Raw genomic sequence first — 17,379 nt, 5'->3', positions numbered from 1 at the left:
GTCCGGGCTCAGGTCGTTTCGAGGAACTCCCGGATCGATCGGGACGGCGCGGGCTGGGTGCGCCAAGCCAGGTACAGGTGCGAGGGCGGCGCGTCCGGGACCTCGCGGTAGACGACGCCCGGATGAGGTGCCCGGCTGCGCGCCAGCTCCGGCACCGCGCCGATGCCGCGATCGGCGGCAACCAATTCGATCCACTCGTCGAAGTTGGTGCAGGTGACGATCCGGCGGCCAGGATCCGGTGTGGGCCAGGATGTTTGATCGGTGGTGCCGGACACCGTATTGACCACCAGCGGATACTCGGCCAGGTCGCTCCAGGACAACTCCCGCGCCCGCACCAGTGGCGAGTTCGCCGATACCGCGAGTACCCGCTGCTCGGTGGCGATGCGCCGTGAGTTCAACCCGCGCGGGAGCCGAATCGGTTTGCGGTACAAGGCGATATCGATGGTCCGGGCGGCGAGCGCGGCGATCGGATCATCCACGCGCAGGATCTCCACCCGCCCGCCCAGCGCCTCGAACCGGGTGCGCGCCGCGGCGAACCAGGCATCGGGCAACAGCCATGAGAAGCCCACCCTCACCGTCGCCCGCAATTGAATCTCCGAGCACACGGCATCCAGATCGGCGACGATCCGCCGCGCCTGCGCCAGAAACTCCGACCCGGTGTCGGTGATCTCGAACCGGCGCGCACTGCGTTCGATCAACCGGCAATCCAGGATCCGTTCGAGCTGCTGAATCGTCCGGGTCAGCGACGGCTGGGTCAAATGCAGCCGCTGCGCGGTGCGCGTGTAGTTGCCCTCATCGCACAGCGCGATGAACGCGCGCAGGTGCCGCAACTCCACATCCATACGTCCAGCGTATGCATCCCGCACAGGAAGCATTTCACGCCCCCCTCGGCGCGTCGTAACGTCGAACGGCATGATCACCGCAGATGTCCGCCGGCAGAGCCTCGCCCCGGCCTACACGGCGGCCGCGGGCCTCGCCGCCGCCATGGGCATCGGCCGCTTCGCCTACACCCCATTGCTGCCGGTTCTCATCGACGCCGGCCGCCTGGACGCCCACACCGGCGCGGTCATCGCCGCTGCCAACTACGCGGGTTACCTGGCCGGCGCGGTGGCCCTGGCCCGGCGCCCGGAATGGAACAGCCGCAACCTCTTCCGCGCCGCCGCCCTGGTTCTGGTGCTCAGTGAAGCTCTCATGGCCTGCCCCGCTCCCTCCGCTGTCCTCGCGGTGCTCCGTTTCGCCGCCGGAGCCGCCAGCGCGATCATCTTCATCGCTTGCGCGGGCGTCGCCGCCCGCCACGAAAACCGCAGGCGCGCAGCCGGAATCGTCTTCGCCGGTGTTGGCGCGGGCATCGCCCTCAGCGGGCTGCTCGCCCTCAGTCTGAACTCGATCGCCTCCTGGCACGCCCTCTGGCTCGGCGCGGCGGCCCTTACGGCCCTCCTCCTGTTCCCGGCTTACCGGACAGTCCGGCCCGCCACCGCCGAAAGCGCGTCGTCGACGGCGTCCGCTCACGCGGCACACCACGCGCGAGCATCGATCGACCCGCATCGCTCGGCAGCGACGCTCCTCGGCAGCTCCGCACCGCCGCCTACCGGCAGCTCGGCGGGTACCCGCATTTTGACAACCGGGTCTGCCCGCACCTGGACAGGCGGGACAGCAGCGGAACCCCGGCACGTCGGCAGTTCGCGGAAGCATGAGTTACGCGGCGGCACCGCAACGGAATCCGCCGATGGGCGGACGCGGGCGGATGCGGCGCGCGAGACACCGGACGCGACCGCTTCCGCCGCAACCAGATGGCGAGCACTGCTCGTGTCCTACTTCTTGGAAGGTCTGGGATACATCGTGATCGGCACCTTCCTGGTGGCGGCGGTGAAGGAGACCGGCGGGCAGCAGTTGGGTACCGGCGTATGGGTGATCGCGGGTGTAGCGGCGATTCCGGCGACCGTCCTGTGGGGTGCGGCGGCGCAGCGCTGGTCGCCGCGAACGGCTTTGGTGATCGCGCTGCTACTGCAAGCCGCATCGGCGGCCCTGCCCATGTGGTCCGCGAGCACGGGTGCCGCGATCGTCTCGGCGGCGCTGTTCGGCGCGACCTTCATGGGAATCACCATGCTGTCCATCGAGATCGGCACCGATCTGGCCGGCGCCCGCGCCGCCGCCACCCTCACCGCGGTCTACGGTTTCGGCCAGATGCTCGGCCCGCTGGTGGTGGCCCCAGCGCTCGGTTCCGGCTACTCCCTGGCCTTCGGCATCGCCGCGGTGATCCTCGTCCTCGCGGCCACCGCAGCGTTCGCTGTCCGAGGCCGCAGCCTGGTCTCACCCGAATCTCGGTAGCAGCGAACACCGTTCGCCCGGGCAGTTGCTCGCGCTACCGTACGGCCTGATCTCCCGAAGTGATGCGACCACACCTCGGCGTCCTGGTTCGGCGGGGCTCGCTCGGGGGCTGGGTGGCGGCTGTGTCGCCGCGTTCGGTGCGCGGCGTTCGCAAGGCGAGATCGTGACGGCTCAGGCGTCCGCTCGGGTGGGCAGCCCCGCCCACACCACCTTGCCGCCTTGCCATTGCCGGGTGCAGCCCCAGGCCGCGGCGAGGTGGTCGACCAGGTGCAGGCCGTAGGCGGCGGTCCGGCGGGGGTCGGCGGCGTGCAGGGTGGCGGGGTAGGAGTCGGCGTCGGTGACCGCGATGGTGAGGTCGCGGTCGCGGAGTTCGAGGCGCAGCCCGATGTCGTCGTCGGAGTGGGCGTGCAGGTAGGCGTTCTCGACCAGTTCGGTGGCGACCAGGCGGGCGGGGCCGATCATCCAGGGCAGGCCCCAGTCGTCGCAGACCTGGTCGACGAAGCGGCGGGCGCGCTGGGCGCAGTCGGCGGTGGGGGCGAGATCCAGGCCGGCGCGGCGCTGGGGGCTTGCACCGTCGGTGTCGGGGCGTAGTTGCGGGTCGCCGAGGGCGGCGGTGGCCATGGCCTGGTCGGTGACGGCGATGGCGAAGACGGCGAATTCGTGTGGGGGCACACAGACTTCGCGGTGCGGTACGGCGGGCAGTCCGGAGCCTTCGGCGACCGGCATGACCACCGCGCCGTCACGGCCGACGGCCTGCCGATCGAGCCAGTCGCGCATATCGGGCGTGTCGATACTGGGCAGGTAGCGAATGGCTTGCTGCCAGGCGAGTCCGGGGCCGGCCGCAGAAGCGACGACCACCGTGGTTCCCTCGATCCAACTCCCGTCGTACCGCATTGCACCAACCCCTGTTCCGCGCCGTATCGGTGCCGGGTGCGACGACGATGTGTCACCCTGGTCTCGCACTATCGATACCCATTCGGCATTCGATCGAATCGCGGTGCGGGCATGTCCGTTCAGGCGTTGGAGCTCACCACACGCGACCCCGACGTCGCGCATCGGGTGCTGAATCAGATCTACGCGACCGACAAACCGATCGTTTTCATCGGCGCGGCCGCGAGCATTGCTTTTCACGTGTGTTCCAGAACAGCCGGACCGGTAGGTACCTCAGAGGTGCGGCACACCATGGCCACCCGCGGCCATATGCCGCCCAATGATTGGTTCATGGCCCTTACCACCCTCTGCGGTCGTATCGAATTCGATTCCGGCGGCACGGCGTTGCGACTGCGCCACGGCGACGTGGCCCGCTTCCCCGCCGAGGCCGGCGTGTGGGCGAGCTGGGCCGATATCGGGGCCGCCGTCGTCAAGATCCCTTTCCAGACCGTGGCCCGGGTCGCCGCCGACTCCGGCGCACCCGGCCCGCTGCGTTTCCACGGCATGGCCCCGCTCTCGGCCGAAACAGCCAGGCAATGGCGGACTCTCACCCGCTTCACCCACCGCCAGCTACTGCTCGAGGACTCCCCGCTGGCACACCCGCTGGTCCAGGCGGCGGCCGAGGAGATGATCGCCCGTTCGGCACTGGCGACCTTCCCGAACTCCACCATGACCGCCTCGTATCGCCCGGGCGCGGGCTGGATGTCGCCGGCGACGGTCGGGCGCGCCATGGAGTTCATCGAATCGCATGCGGCACAACCGATCACCACCTCCGATATCGCGGCCGCCGCGGGGGTGAGCGCCCGCGCGGTACAGCAGGGCTTCCGACGCCGCCTCGACACCACCCCCATGGCCTATCTGCGTTCGATACGCTTGGCCGCCGTCCGCGACGAACTACGCCGGAGCGATCCCACCACCGGGGTTGACATCACCGAAGTGGCCGCACGATGGGGTTTTCCGCACGCCGCCCGGTTCGCCGTGTGGTACCGCCGGCAATTCGGGGAACACCCGGAAGAGACCCTGCACAGGCACTGATCGGATACGCAGCGAGAGATCGAGAGGAATGCCCGGGATGCCGGTACGGAGCGCGTTCAGCACCACCGACCCCGAGCAAGCCCGGGAGTTCCTCACGAAGACGTTCGGCGGCACCGAGCTGCGGGTGTCGGGTGATCCCACGGCCTTCCGTTTCGAGCTCGACCGCTACGACATCGGGCCGGTGCGGTTCGACACCGTGCGCCATACCCTCACCACCGGCTACCGCAAGGAACCCGTCGGCTGCCTGGCCGTATGCCGAATCCTGGACCGCACCCTGGAGTACGACACCGGCACGCACCGCATGCACTACGGCCCGGGCGAAGTGTTCCTGGCCGCCCACCCTCATCAACCGCACGCCTCGACCCTGCACGGCACCCATGTTCAAGTGGTCGGTTTGGACGTCGCGGTGCTACAGCAGGCTGCCGGCCACATCGGCCCGCCGGCAGCGCTGCTGGATCGCCTGAACTACGGCCGGCTGCCACCCGCCGCCGCACGGTTCTGGCAGCATTCGGTGGACTACCTCACCGAATCGCTTGCCGGAGTGGACGACTCGGACCTCGGCGCGCTGCTCGTCGGCAATGCGGGCCGGCTGCTGGCCACCGCCCTGCTCACCACCAGCTCCGAAGCGCCGGAGGCGGCGACCGGCGATCGCACCGACGCCACCCGCTCCACGCTGCGGCGCGCGACCGTGTTCATCGAAACCAATCCCGATCTGGATCTGAGCGTCGCCGATATCGCGCGCGCCTGCAATGTCAGCCCGCGCGCCGTGCAGCTGACCTTCCGGCGGCATCTGGACACCACCCCCATGCACTATCTGCGCCGGGTGCGGCTGGATCGGGCGCGCGAGGAGCTGCGGGCGGCGGGGCCGGGCGATCATGTCACCGTGACCGCGGTGGCGGCGCGCTGGGGATATCTGCGGCCGAGCCGGTTCGCCGCCCACTACTTCGCGACCTATGGCGAATACCCCGCACAGACCCTGCGCGGCGATTGATCCACGGCGTTCGCTTTTCGTGCCTGCGCCGTTCGTTCCCGCCGCTAGCGCCGCCCGCACGGATTCGATGGGATGGATACAGCGCGGGGCACCCATGTGCCCCTGTTTCGATCCGCTCCGGACGGCTGACGAGGTGATGCCGTGAGTTCTTCCCGTGAGCTTCCCGAACCTTCGAACCGGTCGTCGATGCGGCCGATGGATTCGCTTTCGGTGCTCGTCCAGCGCGAGGACATGCGTTCGACGGCCATCTGCATGGGCGAGATCGATTGCGCCACCGCCGATCAGCTCTACTCGGCGGTCATCGGCGCTCTCATCGATCACACCACCGAGACCGTGGAGATCGATCTGACCGGGGTGACCTTCTTCGGCGCGGCCGGGCTGCGCGTGCTGTCCCGGCTCCACGACACCGCACAGCGGCACTCCAAAACGGTGACGGTGGATCGCATCTCACCGGCCGTGCGGCGGGTGCTGGCGATCACCGGGCTGGAGCAGCTGCGGCATACACCCGTACGTGACGGTCGGCTCTGATCACCTCGGTGCGGCAGGGCGGCGTGGCCGGGGCTGGCACTCTGCACGATCGGAACGATCATGTACCGACAATCGGCCGAATTGCGTCGAACCCGAATAATTCCTGTTCACAGGTGCCTTAGAGTCCGTGGCCACCACCGCACGGTGGTGTCACCCCACTGAGGAACAGCTATGCACAGTCGCATTTCCGGTCCCCGTTTCGCTCTCGTCGCGGCCGCCGCCGTCGTGCTCGCCCTGCCGGGCACGGCGCAGGCCGCGGGCCATATCGCGTTCTCCCCCAAGGTCGATTCCCCCTCCGGTGGATCGTTCCCGTCCTGGGGTCCCGGCCCCTCCCCCATCGGCACCGTCGGCGCGGACTTCACCGGCGACGGCATCCCCGATATCGTGGCCGCCGACTTCGGTGGCGACGGCCCGATCATGATGGCGGGCAAGGGCAACGGCACCTTCGGCACCGGCACCCGGGTCGGTTCGGTCGGCAACGGTTTCGGCGCGGTCGGCGCGGGCGACCTGAACGGCGACGGCAAGATCGACGTGGTCGCGCAGGCCTGGACCACCATCGCCGTCTTCCTCAACAACGGCGACGGCACCTTCAAGGTCGGCCAGAAATACACCACCCTCGAAGGCGCGCAGCAGGAAGTGATCGTCACCGACACCAACGGCGACGGCAGAGCCGACCTGCTCAGCCTCATCCCCGCCGGTGTGCAAACCTGGCTCGGCAACGGCGACGGCACCTTCAAATCCGGCCCCTCCACCCTGATGGCCGGCCCCGCCGCCGCCTTCACCATCGGAAAGTTCAACGCGGACAGCAAAATCGACATCGCCGTCAACAATGATCTGCTCCAGCAGGTCGAGGTCTTCACCGGCAACGGCGACGGCGGCTTCACCAAGAAGGGCTCCAGCACCAGCGGCCTGATCACCGAAGACGTGCGCGCCGGCGACTTCGACGGCGACGGCATCGACGATGTGATCACCGCCGACTCCTTCTCCTTCTCCACCACCGTCCTGGTCTCCGACGGCAACGGCGGCTTCAAGAAGACGAACCGAATCACCTTCTCCGGCTTGGGCCCGACCTCCATCGCGGTCGCCGACTTCGACCGTGACGGCAAACTCGACGCCGCCATGTCCGCGGTCCTGGACTCGAAAATGGTCATCTTCTCCGGCAACGGCGACGGCACCGTGGCCCGCACCGCGGACTACGCCGTCACCTCCCAGCCCCAGACCCCCGTCCTGGCCGACTTCGACCGCGACGGCAAGACCGACATCGTGGTGGCAGGCTCGGCCAATGCCGTGTCCTTCCTGAAAAACGCCTCGTAGCAACCGAGTTGCCGAATTGTCGTACCCCGCCGTTAGCCTCGCTCACATGGGGCTTTCGGTGGGTACGCACAACTACGCGTACAACTTGGCGAACGATGATGATCCCGAGTATCGCGAAGAGATGCGGGCCGATCTGCGGGCGCTCAATGCGTTGCTGGCGGCGGAAGGACTACCCGCTCACGAGGAGCCGGAGTCCTATGGTGCGGCCACTTCGCGTGAGGAGATCAACGGCGTTCCCTATGGTTTCGTGCACTACCTCCGGCGCGCGTACGCCCGGGCCGTGGAGTATCCGGACCAGCCGCTGACCCCGGTCGCCGAAGGTGAACAGCCGACGGACGATCCGGTGCTGGACACGGTTGCCTGCATGTTCGAATCCCACCTGATCTGCCACTCGGACTGCGAGGGGTACTACGTGCCGATCGATTTCGGCGCGGTGCTGTATCCGCAGGACGAGGACGCCATCCCCGGCGGCATGGTGGGATCGAGTCAGGGCCTGCTGCGCGAACTCGTCGAGGTGGCTCCGTATATCGGGATCACACTGGACGATGGCGAACTATCCGACACCGAAGCCGCCCGGCTGGCGGACTACAGCGACCTTCATCCGTTCTACCGCGAGCGCGAAACCTGGTTCCTGCTCTACGAATCCGCGCGCGTCTCGATCGCCAACAACACGCTGATCACGTTCTGCTGAGCGCGTCGGCGAAAGCACCGCCGGTCAGCACCGGCACGGATTTGCTGGATTCGAGTTCCAGCGCGATCGCCACGTCGTCGGCGAAACCGATGGCGGCAAGTTCCCGGCTGGAGGCGCTATCGCGGATCAGAGCCGGAATATCGCCGATACCGTCGTAACCGGCCTCGGCCGCCCGCGCTTCCGGTGCGAGCGGCCCGGTCTGGTGCCGGGCGAGGGCGGAGATCACCGCTCCCGCGCCGAGCCAGTCTTCGACAGCGGGGCGCAGCACCTGCTGCCCGGGCCAGTGCTCCCCGGCAGCGATCACCGCGAGCGGGTGCTGTTCGGTCCCCCACCCTTGTTCGGCGATCCAGTCGGCGACAGCGGCAGCATTGCGCAGACAGGCAGCGATGACCGGGATTCCGCTGACCGCCGCGGAGATGGCCGAGCCGTTCGGGGACGGCAGTACCAGGCGGTCAGGTACGGGCGCGCGGCGCAGCGCGGCGGGCGACAACGACCACGGATGCTCCGCCGTTACGGCCTTGCGGCCCACCGCGACCCGCGCATCGTGCGCCGCCGCGAATTCCCCGGCATTGCCGTCGCGCCACGGATACGGCAGCACCCGCGTCCCGGCATCGACCGCCACCGATACCGAGGTCGTGAACGACAACACGTCCACCACGACCATCGCGGCTACTTCCGGCCCCAGTGCCCGCGCCCCGGCCAGCCCCCATTCGAAACGCACTCCGGCCCCGCCCTGCTTCGACCATTCGGGAAACTCCGCCATCCCACACCCCTCCGCCTGAATCCGCCTCGGCAAAACACCGGTTCGCCACTGTGCCACAGGGCCCGGCGGGCCGCTCACCCGACCGGGGTGGGCAGATCGGTCATTCGTATTTGTAGCCGCACGGGACCTCGATCCGGTTGAATCACTGCATGGGGATATTCGGCAGGTTCGTACTTTCGGGGTCGAATCGAGCCACGCGGCGGGGAATCTTTCTCGGGCGACGGTCGACGAAAGTGCATGTGGCGCTGTATCGGTGGTCGCGAGGCCGAATCGGCGGCCGGGTTACGGGCTGGCCGGACGCCCGTATTCTGCTGCTCGACCACGTCGGGGCGAAGTCGGGTATCCGTCGTACCTCGCCGGTGATGTTTCACCGGGACGGGGAGAACTTGGCGATCGCGGCCTCGAAGGGCGGGCAGCCGGTGCATCCGGCTTGGCTGCACAATCTCGTGGCGCATCCGGACACCACCATCCAATTGGGTTCGGAGGTCCGGAAGGTCCGGGCGCGGGTGGCGAATGCCGTTGAGCGAGAGCAGTTGTGGCCGCAGTTCGTGGCATTGTTCCCGGGCTTCGATTCCTATCAGCGCCAGGCCGAGCATCGGACCATACCGATCGTGGTCCTCGAACCGCGCTGATCAGCCGAGAATCTCCCGCACCTGTTCGGGGGTCAGATAGTCGCCGGTGTCCTCGAAATCGCCGATGGTGTGCGGGCCGCGGTCGATGAGGCCGATGCGGATGAAGTCGTCGCCGGTGAGGCCGTGCAGCAGCCAGTTGAAGGCGGTGCGGGCGCGGGCGTTGAAGGTGCGCAGGGCCATCAGGTGGTAGCCGCGGGTCACCAATTGGGCTGGGGCGCCGCGTAATCCGATGCCGAGCGGGCGGGCCAGGGCATCCCAGCCGCCGAGGTCCACCACCATGCCGAGGTCCTGGTGGCGGTAGGGCTCGCGGGGCCGGCCGCGCAGGGTGGCGATCAGGTTGTCGGCGGCGTGGCGGCCTTGGCGGCTGGCGTGCTGGGCGGTGGGGGCGCAGAACGAGCCCGGGGCGGTGAGATCGGGGACGGCGGCCGCGTCACCGCACGCCCAGACCCCTTGCAGGCCGGGGACGGTGAGGTCGGCGTCGGTGGCGATGCGGCCCTTGACGGTGTTCGCGCCGAGATGCTCGGCCAGTGGACTGGCGGTGACGCCCGCGGTCCACAGCACGGTGCGGGTGGGGATGACGCGGCCGGTGGTGAGGGTGACGGAGCGTTCGGTCACTTCGGCCGCGGAGGCACCGGGGATCAGCTCGATATCGCGGCGGGCCAGCATCTGCTTCGCGCGTTCGGCCAGCCGCTCCCCCAGTTCGGGCATGATCCGGCCGCTGTGGGTGACCAGATACCACTGCACCAGCTCCGGATCCACGCGCGGATAGTATTGCCGCGCAGCCGCTTTGGTGAGCCGCGCCAGCATGGCGGCGGTCTCGGTGCCCGCGTAGCCGGCCCCGACGGTCACGAAGGTCAGCCGTTCACGCTGCTCGTCCGGGTCGTCGCTGATGGCGGCCAGGTCGAGCTGCCGCAGCACGTGATCGCGCAGGTATGCCGCTTCCGCAAGGGTTTTCATGCCGAACCCGTGCTCGGGCAGGCCGGGGACGTCGATGATGCGGGTGATCGAGCCCGGGGTGAGGACGAGCTGGTCGTAGTCGAGCACGCGATGGCTGCCGGGCGGCTGCCGTACCACGATCTGATTGCGCGCCGGGTCCGCGCCGACGGCCAGCCCCGGCACGACCTCGGTCCGGCGCAATACCCGCCGCAGTGACACCACGACCGCGAGCGAGGTCACCACGCCCGCGGCCACCTGCGGCAGCAGCGGCAGATACAGCTGACCGTCGCTGGGACCGACCAGATGTATCTCCGCTTCTTCGGGGCGCAGCTTGCGTTCGAGCCGGCGAGCGCATTCCACTCCGGCGAAACCACCACCGACGATCACGATCCGTGCGGGCGTCACCCACCCGACGGTAGTTCATGTCGGAGCCGATCAGCGATATTGCGCGGACGCGCGGCGATCATCCGGCTCACCCCATCGGGAAGACGGCGCAGGTGGTGGTGGCGTGGGCGTACAGCTTGCCGTCCTCGACGCCGAGCAGCTGTGCTTCGGCGGTCGCGATGGTCCGCCCGACGTGAATGGCGCGACCGACCGCGCGCAGCTTTCCGGTGCGGGCGCTGACCGGCCGCAGCAGGTTCACGTTCAGCTGGGCGGTGGTGTATCCGGTGCCGGCGGGCAGGCGGCTCATCACGGCCGATCCGAGCGCGGAATCGAGCAGCGTGCTCAGGTAACCGCCGTGCACCGTGCCCATCGGGTTGTACAGGAATTCGCCGGGCCGCCCTTCGAAGGTGGCGGCGCCGGGTTCCACCGCGACCAGTTCGAAATCCAGGGTCGCGGAGATGGGCGGTTGCGGTCGGCGGCCGTCGACGATGGCGCGCAGGATGTCGAGGCCGGATTCGGTAGGAGCGTTGGTCACGGGATCGACACTAGAGCGAATTCGCGGCATCCGAGGTAGTGAATCCGGACCGCTAGCATCGAAGTATGAGTGGATACGGGCAGTTCTGTGCCATTGCGCGTGCGCTGGAGGTGCTCGGGGAGCGCTGGTCGTTGCTCATCGTGCGCGAACTGCTCATGGGCGAGCGGCGGTTCAACGATATTCGCCGCGGGATTCCGCGAATCTCGAAATCGATGCTCTCGATCCGGCTCAAGGAACTGGAGCGCGCCGGGGTGGTGAGCCGCGACGGCGACGGCTACCGCCTGACCGCGGCGGGCACCGGATTGATGCCGGTGCTGCGCGAACTGGGCATGTGGGCGACCGAATGGGATCAGCGCGGATTGCTGCCCGAGCATCTGGACTCGGACTCGCTGCTCTGGGACATTCGCCGCAGGGTGGTGCCGGAGCAGCTCCCGGCCGAACCCACCCTGGTCGAATTGCGTTTCCCCGCACAGGATTCCAAGCCGTACTACCTGCTCGCCCGCTCCCCCGAGGTCACTTTGTGCGATGAGGACGGCGGCCATCCGATCGCGTTGCGCGTCGAGGCGGACCTCGACGCGCTCACCCGATATTGGCTGGGCGAGACCAGCTGGAGTCATCTGCTGCGCACCGACGCCGTCCGGCTGACCGGTCCGGCCGATCTGCGCCGCGCCTTCCCCGGCTGGTTCGCCGGATACCTGCTGGCCGCCGGCTGATCAGGGTGCGATGCGGGCGCCCACGTGCAGCTCCCGCAAGGCGGTGGTCACGAATTTGCCTACGATCTCCGGCTTTTCGAGCTGCACCAGATGCCCGGCGGTGGGCACTTCGACGACCGAGCGCAGATCGGCGACGTTCGCCCGCAGGGTCGCAAGGGGATCGCGGCCGCTGAATCCCTCCATGTCCGGGTCGTTCTCGCCGTAGAGGAAGAAGGTCGGCACCTCCACCTTGGCGTCCGCGTAGGCTTCGGTCAGTTCCCAGTTGCGGTCCAGGTTGCGGTACCAGTTGAGCCCGCCGGTGAAGCCGGTGCGTTCGAAATCCTGTGCCAGGGTGTCGAATTCGTCCTGCGACAGCCACGGCCAGGGCAGCGCCGGGGCCTGCGGCAGCACATCGAGGTACCCGAGACCGGGCGGGTTCTTCCAGGTGTCGAGGTAGTGGTACTCACCCGAGAGCGAGTAGTAGACCCGCGCCAGGAAGCCGCGGGTGTCGGCGGCCAGCTCCACATCGGCCACTCCCGGTTCCTGGAAGTACGACAGGTGCAGGAAGTGCCGCTGCGCGGCCTTGGTCCAGAACGCCGACGGCGGGCGCGGCGGGCGCGGCGCGAACGGATTGTTCAGCACCACCACGCCGTCGACGCGTTCGGGCGCGCGCAGGGCCAGTTCCCACACCAGTTGCGCGCCGAAATCGAGACCGACGAAGACCGCCTTGGGCGCGCCGATGTCGTCGAGTAGCGCCAGCAGGTCGCCGATCACGGCCTCGTTGGTGTACGCCTCGACTTCCGCGGGCGCTTCGGTGCGCCCGTACCCGCGCAGGTCCGGGGCGATGGCCCGGTATCCCGCCGCGGCCACCTCCGCCATCTGGTGATGCCAGACGTACCAGGTGTGCGGGAACCCGTGGCAGAAAATGACCGGATACCCCTGCCCCTGCTCCGCGACGTGCATCCGGATGCCGTTGGCGTCCAGGAAACGATGCGTCAACTCCACTACCGACTCCAATTTCTAGAACGTGTTCTCATTTAACGGTAGTGTCCGGAGGTTGTGAGCGAAATACCCAAGATTCTCGCCGGGCGCGTGGCGATCGTGACCGGGGCCAGCCGGGGCATCGGCAAGGGCATCGCCCTGGAGCTGGGCGCTGCCGGAGCGACCGTGTACGTCACCGGGCGCACCACCGCCCCCGGCCGGCTGCCCGGCACCGTGCACGCCACCGCCGCCGAGATCGACGAACTGGGCGGGACCGGGATCGCGGTGGTCTGCGACCACAAGGACGATGCCGCCGTGGAGCAACTGTTCGCGCGGGTCCGCGAGGAGCAGGGCCGTCTCGATGTACTGGTCAACAACGTCTACAACTCGCCGAGCGCGGCCCGCTGGCTGGGCCGCAAGTTCTGGGAGGTGCCGGCCAAGGCGTGGGACGAGACCTTCGACATCGGGGTGCGATCACATTACGTGGCAAGCGTTTTCGCCGCTCCGCTGCTGATCGAATCGGGTGGGCTGATCGTGAACGTGTCCTCCCCCGGAGCGGTGCGCTACATGCACAACGCCGTCTACGGGGTGGGTAAGACCGCGCTGGACCGGCTCACCGCCGACCTCGCGCACGATCTCGCCGAGACCGAGGCGAGCGCCGTCTCCATCTGGCCCGGCATCGTGGATACCGAACTGCTGCAAATGGTTCCGGCCGATGCCGAGGGCCGCCGCCTGGTCACCCTGCCCGGTGAGGGCACCTTCGATCTGGCCACCGCCGAATCCCCGCGCTTCCCCGGCCGTGCCGTGGTCGCCCTGGCCGCCGACTCGAATCGCAAGGCGCGCACCGGAAAAGCCTGGAAGGTCGCCGACCTGGCCGAGGAGTACGGCTTCACCGATCTCGACGGGCGCGTCCCGCGCGCCGACTGACTCTCCGCCGAAACACATTCCCGCAGAACAGGAGTACAGCAAAGCAATGCGACGCACATTCATCGTGGGTGTGAACATGACGCCGTTCGTCAAGATCGGTTCGCGCGAGTGGACCTACCCGCAGATGGTCGCCGAAGCCGTCAACGGCGCGCTCGCCGACGCGGGCGTGACCTACGACCAGGTGCAGCGCGCCGCCGTCGGCTACGTCTTCCAGCCGTCCGCGGCCGGGCAGCGCGCGCTCTACGACGTGGGCCTGACCGGCATCCCGATCGTGAACGTGAACAACAACTGCGCCACCGGATCCACCGCGCTGATGTTCGCACGCGAATGGGTCGCGGCCGGGATCGCCGATATCGCCCTGGCGGTCGGCTTCGAGCAGATGACCAAGGAGGCGATGGCGGGTCCGGCCACCAAGCCCAAGGTCACCACCGTCGACGCGCACCTGAAGGTCAATCGCGAACTCTTCGAGTTCTCGGCCGCGCCGATCACCACTCAGTTCTTCGGCAATGCCGCCATCGAGCACATGAAGCGGTACGGCACCACGCCCGAGCAGCTGGCGGCGGTCGCGGTCAAGAACCATCAGCATTCGACCCGGAATCCGTTGGCGCAGTTCCAGGATGCGTACACCCTGGAGCAGGTGCTCGGTGACAAGCCGGTGCACGGGCCGCTGACCCGTTCGCAGTGCTCCCCCATGTCCGATGGCGCGGCCGCGGCCGTGGTGGTCAGCGAGGAGTACGTGAAGGCGCACGGGCTCGAGGCGCAGGCCATCGAGATCCTGGCGCAGGAGCTGGCCACCGACGACGGCACCTCCTTCTCCACCGGATCGATGATCGACGTGGTGGGCGCGCCCATGACCCGCGCGGCCGCGCGCAAGGTGTTCGAGACCGCGGGCGTCGGCATCGACGAGGTGGATGTGATCGAGCTGCACGACTGCTTCTCGATCAACGAACTCATCACCTACGAGGCGCTGGGCCTCTGCGGCGAGGGCGAATCCGGGGCGCTGGCCGAGTCCGGGGCCACCACCTACGGCGGGCGCTGGGTGGTCAACCCGTCCGGCGGGCTCATCTCCAAGGGGCATCCGCTGGGCGCGACCGGTCTCGCCCAGGCCACCGAATTGTCCTGGCAGCTGCGCGGACTCGCGGGCGAACGCCAGGTGCAGGGCGCGCGCACCGCGCTGGCGCACAATCTCGGCCTCGGCGGCGCGGTGGCCGTTACCCTGTACCGCTCCGGCACGCTCTGACCATCTTCGATCGCACGGAATGAGAACACCATGACCACAATCGATCCCGAGGTCCGGCTGCGGATGCCGGTGCACAACGGCCACAGCCTGCTGGCCGGGTTGCGGCGGCACAAGAACTCGCCGGTGCTCACCCTGGGCGACCACATCCTCACCGGCGGTGACGTTCTCGACGGGCTCAGCCGCTATATCGATGCCTTCGCCGAGCACGGCATCGTCACCGGCTCCCCGATCGGGGTGCTGGCGCTGAACCGGCCCGAGGTGCTGTTCACCATTGCCGCCGGGCAGGTGGCGGGGCATCGGCGCACCGCCCTGCACCCGATCGGCGGGCTGGACGATCACGCGTATGTGCTGTCGGACGCGGGCATTACGACGCTGGTACTCGATCCGCTGCCGGCGTTCGTGCAGCGGGCGCGCGAACTGGTGGATATGGTGCCGGGGCTGACCAAGGTGCTGGTGCTGGGGCCGGTGCCGGAATCGCTCGCCGACGTGGGCGTGGATCTGCTGGCGACCGCCGACAAATACCAGCCGCGGCCGGTGCGGGCCGCCGAATTGCGGCCCGACGATGTCATTTCGATCAGCTACACCGGTGGTACGACCGGGAAGCCCAAGGGTGTCATCGGCACGGCGCTGGCCATGTCCACCATGACGCAGATCCAGCTCTCGGAGTGGGAATGGCCCAAGCGGCCGAAATTCCTGATCTGCACGCCGCTTTCGCATGCCGGTGCGGCGTTCTTCGTGCCGACCGTGCTGCTCGGCGGCCAGTGCGTGGTGCTGCCGCGCTTCGACGCCGGTGAGGTGTTGAAGGCGATCGAGGAGCACAAGATCAGCGCCACCATGCTGGTGCCGTCGATGATCTACGCGCTGCTGGATCACCCCGACTCCAAGACCCGTGACCTGTCCTCGCTGGAGACCGTCTACTACGGCGCGTCCGCCATCGACCCGAATCGGTTGCAGGAGGCCATCGACCGCTTCGGGCCGATCTTCGCGCAGTACTTCGGACAGTCCGAATCGCCGATGGCCATCAGCTATCTGGGCAAGGAGGAGCACGACAAGGAGCGGCTCACCTCGTGCGGGCGGCCCTCCAATATCCTGCGGGTGGCGCTGCTCGATCCGGAAGGCAATGAGGTCGCGCCCGGTGAGGTCGGTGAAATCTGCGTCTCCGGACCGCTGCTCGCCGCCGGGTACCTGAATCTGCCCGAGGTGACCGCGGATACGTTCAAGAACGGCTGGCTGTGGACCGGCGACCTGGCCCGCCAGGACGAGGACGGCTTCCTGTTCATCGTCGGGCGCTCCAAGGACATGGTCGTCACCGGCGGCTTCAACGTCTTCCCGCGTGAGGTGGAAGACGTTGTCTCCGAACATCCGAAGGTGCTGAACGTCGCCGTGGTCGGCGTGCCGGACGCCCATTGGGGCGAGGCCGTCACCGCGGTGCTGGTGCTCGACAAGGCGACCGCCGACGACCCCGCCGCAGTCGAGACCGTGACCGCCGAAATCCAAGCGGCCGTCAAGCAGCGCAAGGGTTCGGTCCAGGTCCCCAAGCACGTCCTGGTCATCGATGAACTCCCCCTGACCGGCCTCGGCAAGCCGGACAAGAAGGCGGTCCGCCTGATCGCCCAGGAACGCCTGGGCCTCTAGCTCACGCCTGCCCGGCGCTCGGCGATCCGTACCGCAAGGTCCGGATCTGCCGAGCCCCGCGCCGCACACTCGCCACCCCCGCCTCGACCACGGCCCGAGTCACGAAGTGCCCCACCGCCGTAGCCAGGAACACCGCCCCGATCAGCACCGGCGCCCACTCCCAAGTCAACGCCAGCACCATCCGCTCGAACGTGCCCCGCGGCTGCACCACCGGCTCCCAACTATTGAGCCGCACCCACCGCCCCAGGAAAACCCCCACGGCACAAAGCAAATGGATCCCCAGATGCACCGGCATCCGCCACACCCCCAGCCCCCTGCGCTCCAGAAATCGCCCGATCTCCGCGAGCACCAGGTAATACGCAACAAACCCGCTCACAATGAACGCCCCGTACACCGGCAGCACCGTACTCACCACCGGCCCATCCCCCACGGCCCGCACATCATCCCGCAAATGCACCAGATCGGTCACCACATAAGGCGCATTAGGCAAGAACAGCAACAACAACACCGCCCCCGCCCACCACACCGGCGACAACGGTAACCCCTTCTCCTGCACCGACTTACCCCGAAAAACCAGCAAAGCCAGAATCACCGGAATCCAAGCCAGCACGGTATTCCAAACCATCCAAACCAGATCGCGATGCAGCACCCCCGCGAGGCTCGGCGCCACCGCATTCACCAAGTCCATACGATCAATAATGCCTCCGTCGCAGCAGCCTGTCTGCACGGTCAGAGAATCGGCTCCCGCATTGCCAACGCGTCGACGTCCCGAATTCCCGACCTTCGCGCGAGCAGCAGCCGCTCCCGGACCTCACGTACCGTACGCGGCCGATATCC

18 protein-coding genes are annotated in these 17,379 nt (G+C 68.2%); 11 read left to right on the top strand and 7 right to left on the bottom strand.

Annotated elements, in window-relative coordinates; all coding sequences use genetic code 11:
- Positions 1-8: 8 nt before the first annotated feature.
- Complete coding sequence (locus NI1_RS04685) at positions 9-842, bottom strand: LysR family transcriptional regulator (RefSeq protein WP_067814290.1); 834 nt, start codon at positions 840-842, stop codon at positions 9-11.
- 70 nt (positions 843-912) lie between these two features.
- Between NI1_RS04685 and NI1_RS04680 the strand changes: the two genes are divergently transcribed.
- Positions 913-2,328, top strand: coding sequence for a YbfB/YjiJ family MFS transporter (locus tag NI1_RS04680; protein WP_067814288.1), 1,416 nt, complete (start codon positions 913-915; stop codon positions 2,326-2,328).
- A gap of 171 nt (positions 2,329-2,499) precedes the next feature.
- On the opposite strand, the gene NI1_RS04675 is transcribed toward NI1_RS04680, so the two are convergent.
- Positions 2,500-3,186, bottom strand: coding sequence for an ATP-binding protein (locus tag NI1_RS04675; protein ID WP_157534940.1), 687 nt, complete (start codon positions 3,184-3,186; stop codon positions 2,500-2,502).
- A 147-nt stretch (positions 3,187-3,333) separates the two neighbouring features.
- Here NI1_RS04675 and NI1_RS04670 point away from each other — a divergent pair, with 147 nt between their 5' ends.
- From NI1_RS04670 to NI1_RS04650, 5 genes are all read left to right on the top strand, one after another.
- Positions 3,334-4,293, top strand: coding sequence for an AraC family transcriptional regulator (locus tag NI1_RS04670; protein WP_067814283.1), 960 nt, complete (start codon positions 3,334-3,336; stop codon positions 4,291-4,293).
- Positions 4,294-4,330: 37 nt separating this feature from the next.
- Entirely contained in the window at positions 4,331-5,284 is a 954-nt protein-coding gene (locus NI1_RS04665; RefSeq protein WP_169815537.1) for a helix-turn-helix transcriptional regulator, read from the top strand.
- A gap of 141 nt (positions 5,285-5,425) precedes the next feature.
- Positions 5,426-5,812, top strand: coding sequence for an STAS domain-containing protein (locus NI1_RS04660; protein WP_157534939.1), 387 nt, complete (start codon positions 5,426-5,428; stop codon positions 5,810-5,812).
- A gap of 171 nt (positions 5,813-5,983) precedes the next feature.
- The gene (locus NI1_RS04655; RefSeq protein ID WP_067814277.1) at positions 5,984-7,126 is read left to right on the top strand and encodes an FG-GAP repeat domain-containing protein; all 1,143 of its coding nucleotides are present in this window, start codon (positions 5,984-5,986) and stop codon (positions 7,124-7,126) included.
- A 46-nt stretch (positions 7,127-7,172) separates the two neighbouring features.
- A complete protein-coding gene (locus NI1_RS04650) occupies positions 7,173-7,817 on the top strand; it encodes a putative DNA-mimic protein (RefSeq protein ID WP_067814275.1) in 645 nt (214 codons plus the stop codon).
- Here NI1_RS04650 and NI1_RS04645 read toward each other — a convergent pair.
- Complete coding sequence (locus NI1_RS04645) at positions 7,804-8,580, bottom strand: 2-phosphosulfolactate phosphatase (RefSeq protein ID WP_067814273.1); 777 nt, start codon at positions 8,578-8,580, stop codon at positions 7,804-7,806. The two genes, NI1_RS04650 and NI1_RS04645, sit on opposite strands and share 14 nt — an antisense overlap.
- Positions 8,581-8,813: 233 nt before the next feature.
- Here NI1_RS04645 and NI1_RS04640 point away from each other — a divergent pair, with 233 nt between their 5' ends.
- On the top strand, positions 8,814-9,212 hold the full coding sequence (locus NI1_RS04640; RefSeq protein WP_245663065.1) for a nitroreductase/quinone reductase family protein: 399 nt from the start codon (positions 8,814-8,816) through the stop codon (positions 9,210-9,212).
- Here the strand turns inward: NI1_RS04640 and NI1_RS04635 are convergent, their stop codons facing one another.
- Both NI1_RS04635 and NI1_RS04630 read right to left on the bottom strand, forming a co-directional pair.
- A complete protein-coding gene (locus tag NI1_RS04635; RefSeq protein WP_067814271.1) occupies positions 9,213-10,553 on the bottom strand; it encodes an NAD(P)/FAD-dependent oxidoreductase in 1,341 nt (446 codons plus the stop codon).
- Between the two features lie 67 nt (positions 10,554-10,620).
- Positions 10,621-11,067, bottom strand: a complete 447-nt coding sequence (locus NI1_RS04630) for a PaaI family thioesterase (protein WP_067814269.1) — start codon at positions 11,065-11,067, stop codon at positions 10,621-10,623.
- Between the two features lie 65 nt (positions 11,068-11,132).
- Between NI1_RS04630 and NI1_RS04625 the strand changes: the two genes are divergently transcribed.
- A complete protein-coding gene (locus tag NI1_RS04625) occupies positions 11,133-11,780 on the top strand; it encodes a winged helix-turn-helix transcriptional regulator (RefSeq protein ID WP_067814267.1) in 648 nt (215 codons plus the stop codon).
- Here NI1_RS04625 and NI1_RS04620 read toward each other — a convergent pair whose 3' ends face one another.
- Complete coding sequence (locus NI1_RS04620; protein WP_067815366.1) at positions 11,781-12,722, bottom strand: alpha/beta fold hydrolase; 942 nt, start codon at positions 12,720-12,722, stop codon at positions 11,781-11,783. It lies immediately after the preceding gene.
- A 96-nt stretch (positions 12,723-12,818) separates the two neighbouring features.
- Here NI1_RS04620 and NI1_RS04615 point away from each other — a divergent pair, with 96 nt between their 5' ends.
- From NI1_RS04615 to fadD8, 3 genes are read left to right on the top strand one after another with little or no spacing between them, the layout of a single operon-like run.
- Positions 12,819-13,667 (top strand): SDR family NAD(P)-dependent oxidoreductase, encoded by an 849-nt coding sequence (locus NI1_RS04615; protein WP_067814265.1) that lies wholly within the window; start codon positions 12,819-12,821, stop codon positions 13,665-13,667.
- Between the two features lie 46 nt (positions 13,668-13,713).
- Positions 13,714-14,907, top strand: a complete 1,194-nt coding sequence (locus NI1_RS04610) for a thiolase C-terminal domain-containing protein (RefSeq protein WP_067814263.1) — start codon at positions 13,714-13,716, stop codon at positions 14,905-14,907.
- Between the two features lie 30 nt (positions 14,908-14,937).
- On the top strand, positions 14,938-16,542 hold the full coding sequence (fadD8, locus tag NI1_RS04605; protein WP_067814262.1) for a fatty-acid--CoA ligase FadD8: 1,605 nt from the start codon (positions 14,938-14,940) through the stop codon (positions 16,540-16,542).
- A 1-nt stretch (position 16,543) separates the two neighbouring features.
- Here the strand turns inward: fadD8 and NI1_RS04600 are convergent, their stop codons facing one another.
- Positions 16,544-17,230, bottom strand: coding sequence for a DUF1361 domain-containing protein (locus tag NI1_RS04600; RefSeq protein WP_067814260.1), 687 nt, complete (start codon positions 17,228-17,230; stop codon positions 16,544-16,546).
- Between the last annotated feature and the right edge of the window lie 149 nt (positions 17,231-17,379).

Origin of the sequence: Nocardia inohanensis NBRC 100128 (genome assembly GCF_001612945.1) — a bacterium.
Classification (GTDB): Bacteria; Actinomycetota; Actinomycetes; order Mycobacteriales; family Mycobacteriaceae; genus Nocardia; species Nocardia inohanensis.
Note: the sequence above shows the minus strand (reverse complement) of the source record. Positions and strands in the feature narration are given on the sequence as shown.

What these genes read in the sequence shown, in the direction of transcription:
- NI1_RS04600 (WP_067814260.1), bottom strand. Translation starts at nt 17,230, where the DNA reads ATGGACTTGGTGAATGCGGTGGCGCCGAGCCTCGCGGGGGTGCTGCAT.
- NI1_RS04650 (WP_067814275.1), top strand. Translation starts at nt 7,173, where the DNA reads ATGGGGCTTTCGGTGGGTACGCACAACTACGCGTACAACTTGGCGAAC.
- NI1_RS04665 (WP_169815537.1), top strand. Translation starts at nt 4,331, where the DNA reads ATGCCGGTACGGAGCGCGTTCAGCACCACCGACCCCGAGCAAGCCCGG.
- NI1_RS04685 (WP_067814290.1), bottom strand. Translation starts at nt 842, where the DNA reads ATGGATGTGGAGTTGCGGCACCTGCGCGCGTTCATCGCGCTGTGCGAT.
- NI1_RS04655 (WP_067814277.1), top strand. Translation starts at nt 5,984, where the DNA reads ATGCACAGTCGCATTTCCGGTCCCCGTTTCGCTCTCGTCGCGGCCGCC.
- NI1_RS04625 (WP_067814267.1), top strand. Translation starts at nt 11,133, where the DNA reads ATGAGTGGATACGGGCAGTTCTGTGCCATTGCGCGTGCGCTGGAGGTG.
- NI1_RS04670 (WP_067814283.1), top strand. Translation starts at nt 3,334, where the DNA reads ATGTCCGTTCAGGCGTTGGAGCTCACCACACGCGACCCCGACGTCGCG.
- NI1_RS04620 (WP_067815366.1), bottom strand. Translation starts at nt 12,722, where the DNA reads ATGCACGTCGCGGAGCAGGGGCAGGGGTATCCGGTCATTTTCTGCCAC.
- fadD8 (WP_067814262.1), top strand. Translation starts at nt 14,938, where the DNA reads ATGACCACAATCGATCCCGAGGTCCGGCTGCGGATGCCGGTGCACAAC.
- NI1_RS04645 (WP_067814273.1), bottom strand. Translation starts at nt 8,580, where the DNA reads ATGGCGGAGTTTCCCGAATGGTCGAAGCAGGGCGGGGCCGGAGTGCGT.
- NI1_RS04680 (WP_067814288.1), top strand. Translation starts at nt 913, where the DNA reads ATGATCACCGCAGATGTCCGCCGGCAGAGCCTCGCCCCGGCCTACACG.
- NI1_RS04610 (WP_067814263.1), top strand. Translation starts at nt 13,714, where the DNA reads ATGCGACGCACATTCATCGTGGGTGTGAACATGACGCCGTTCGTCAAG.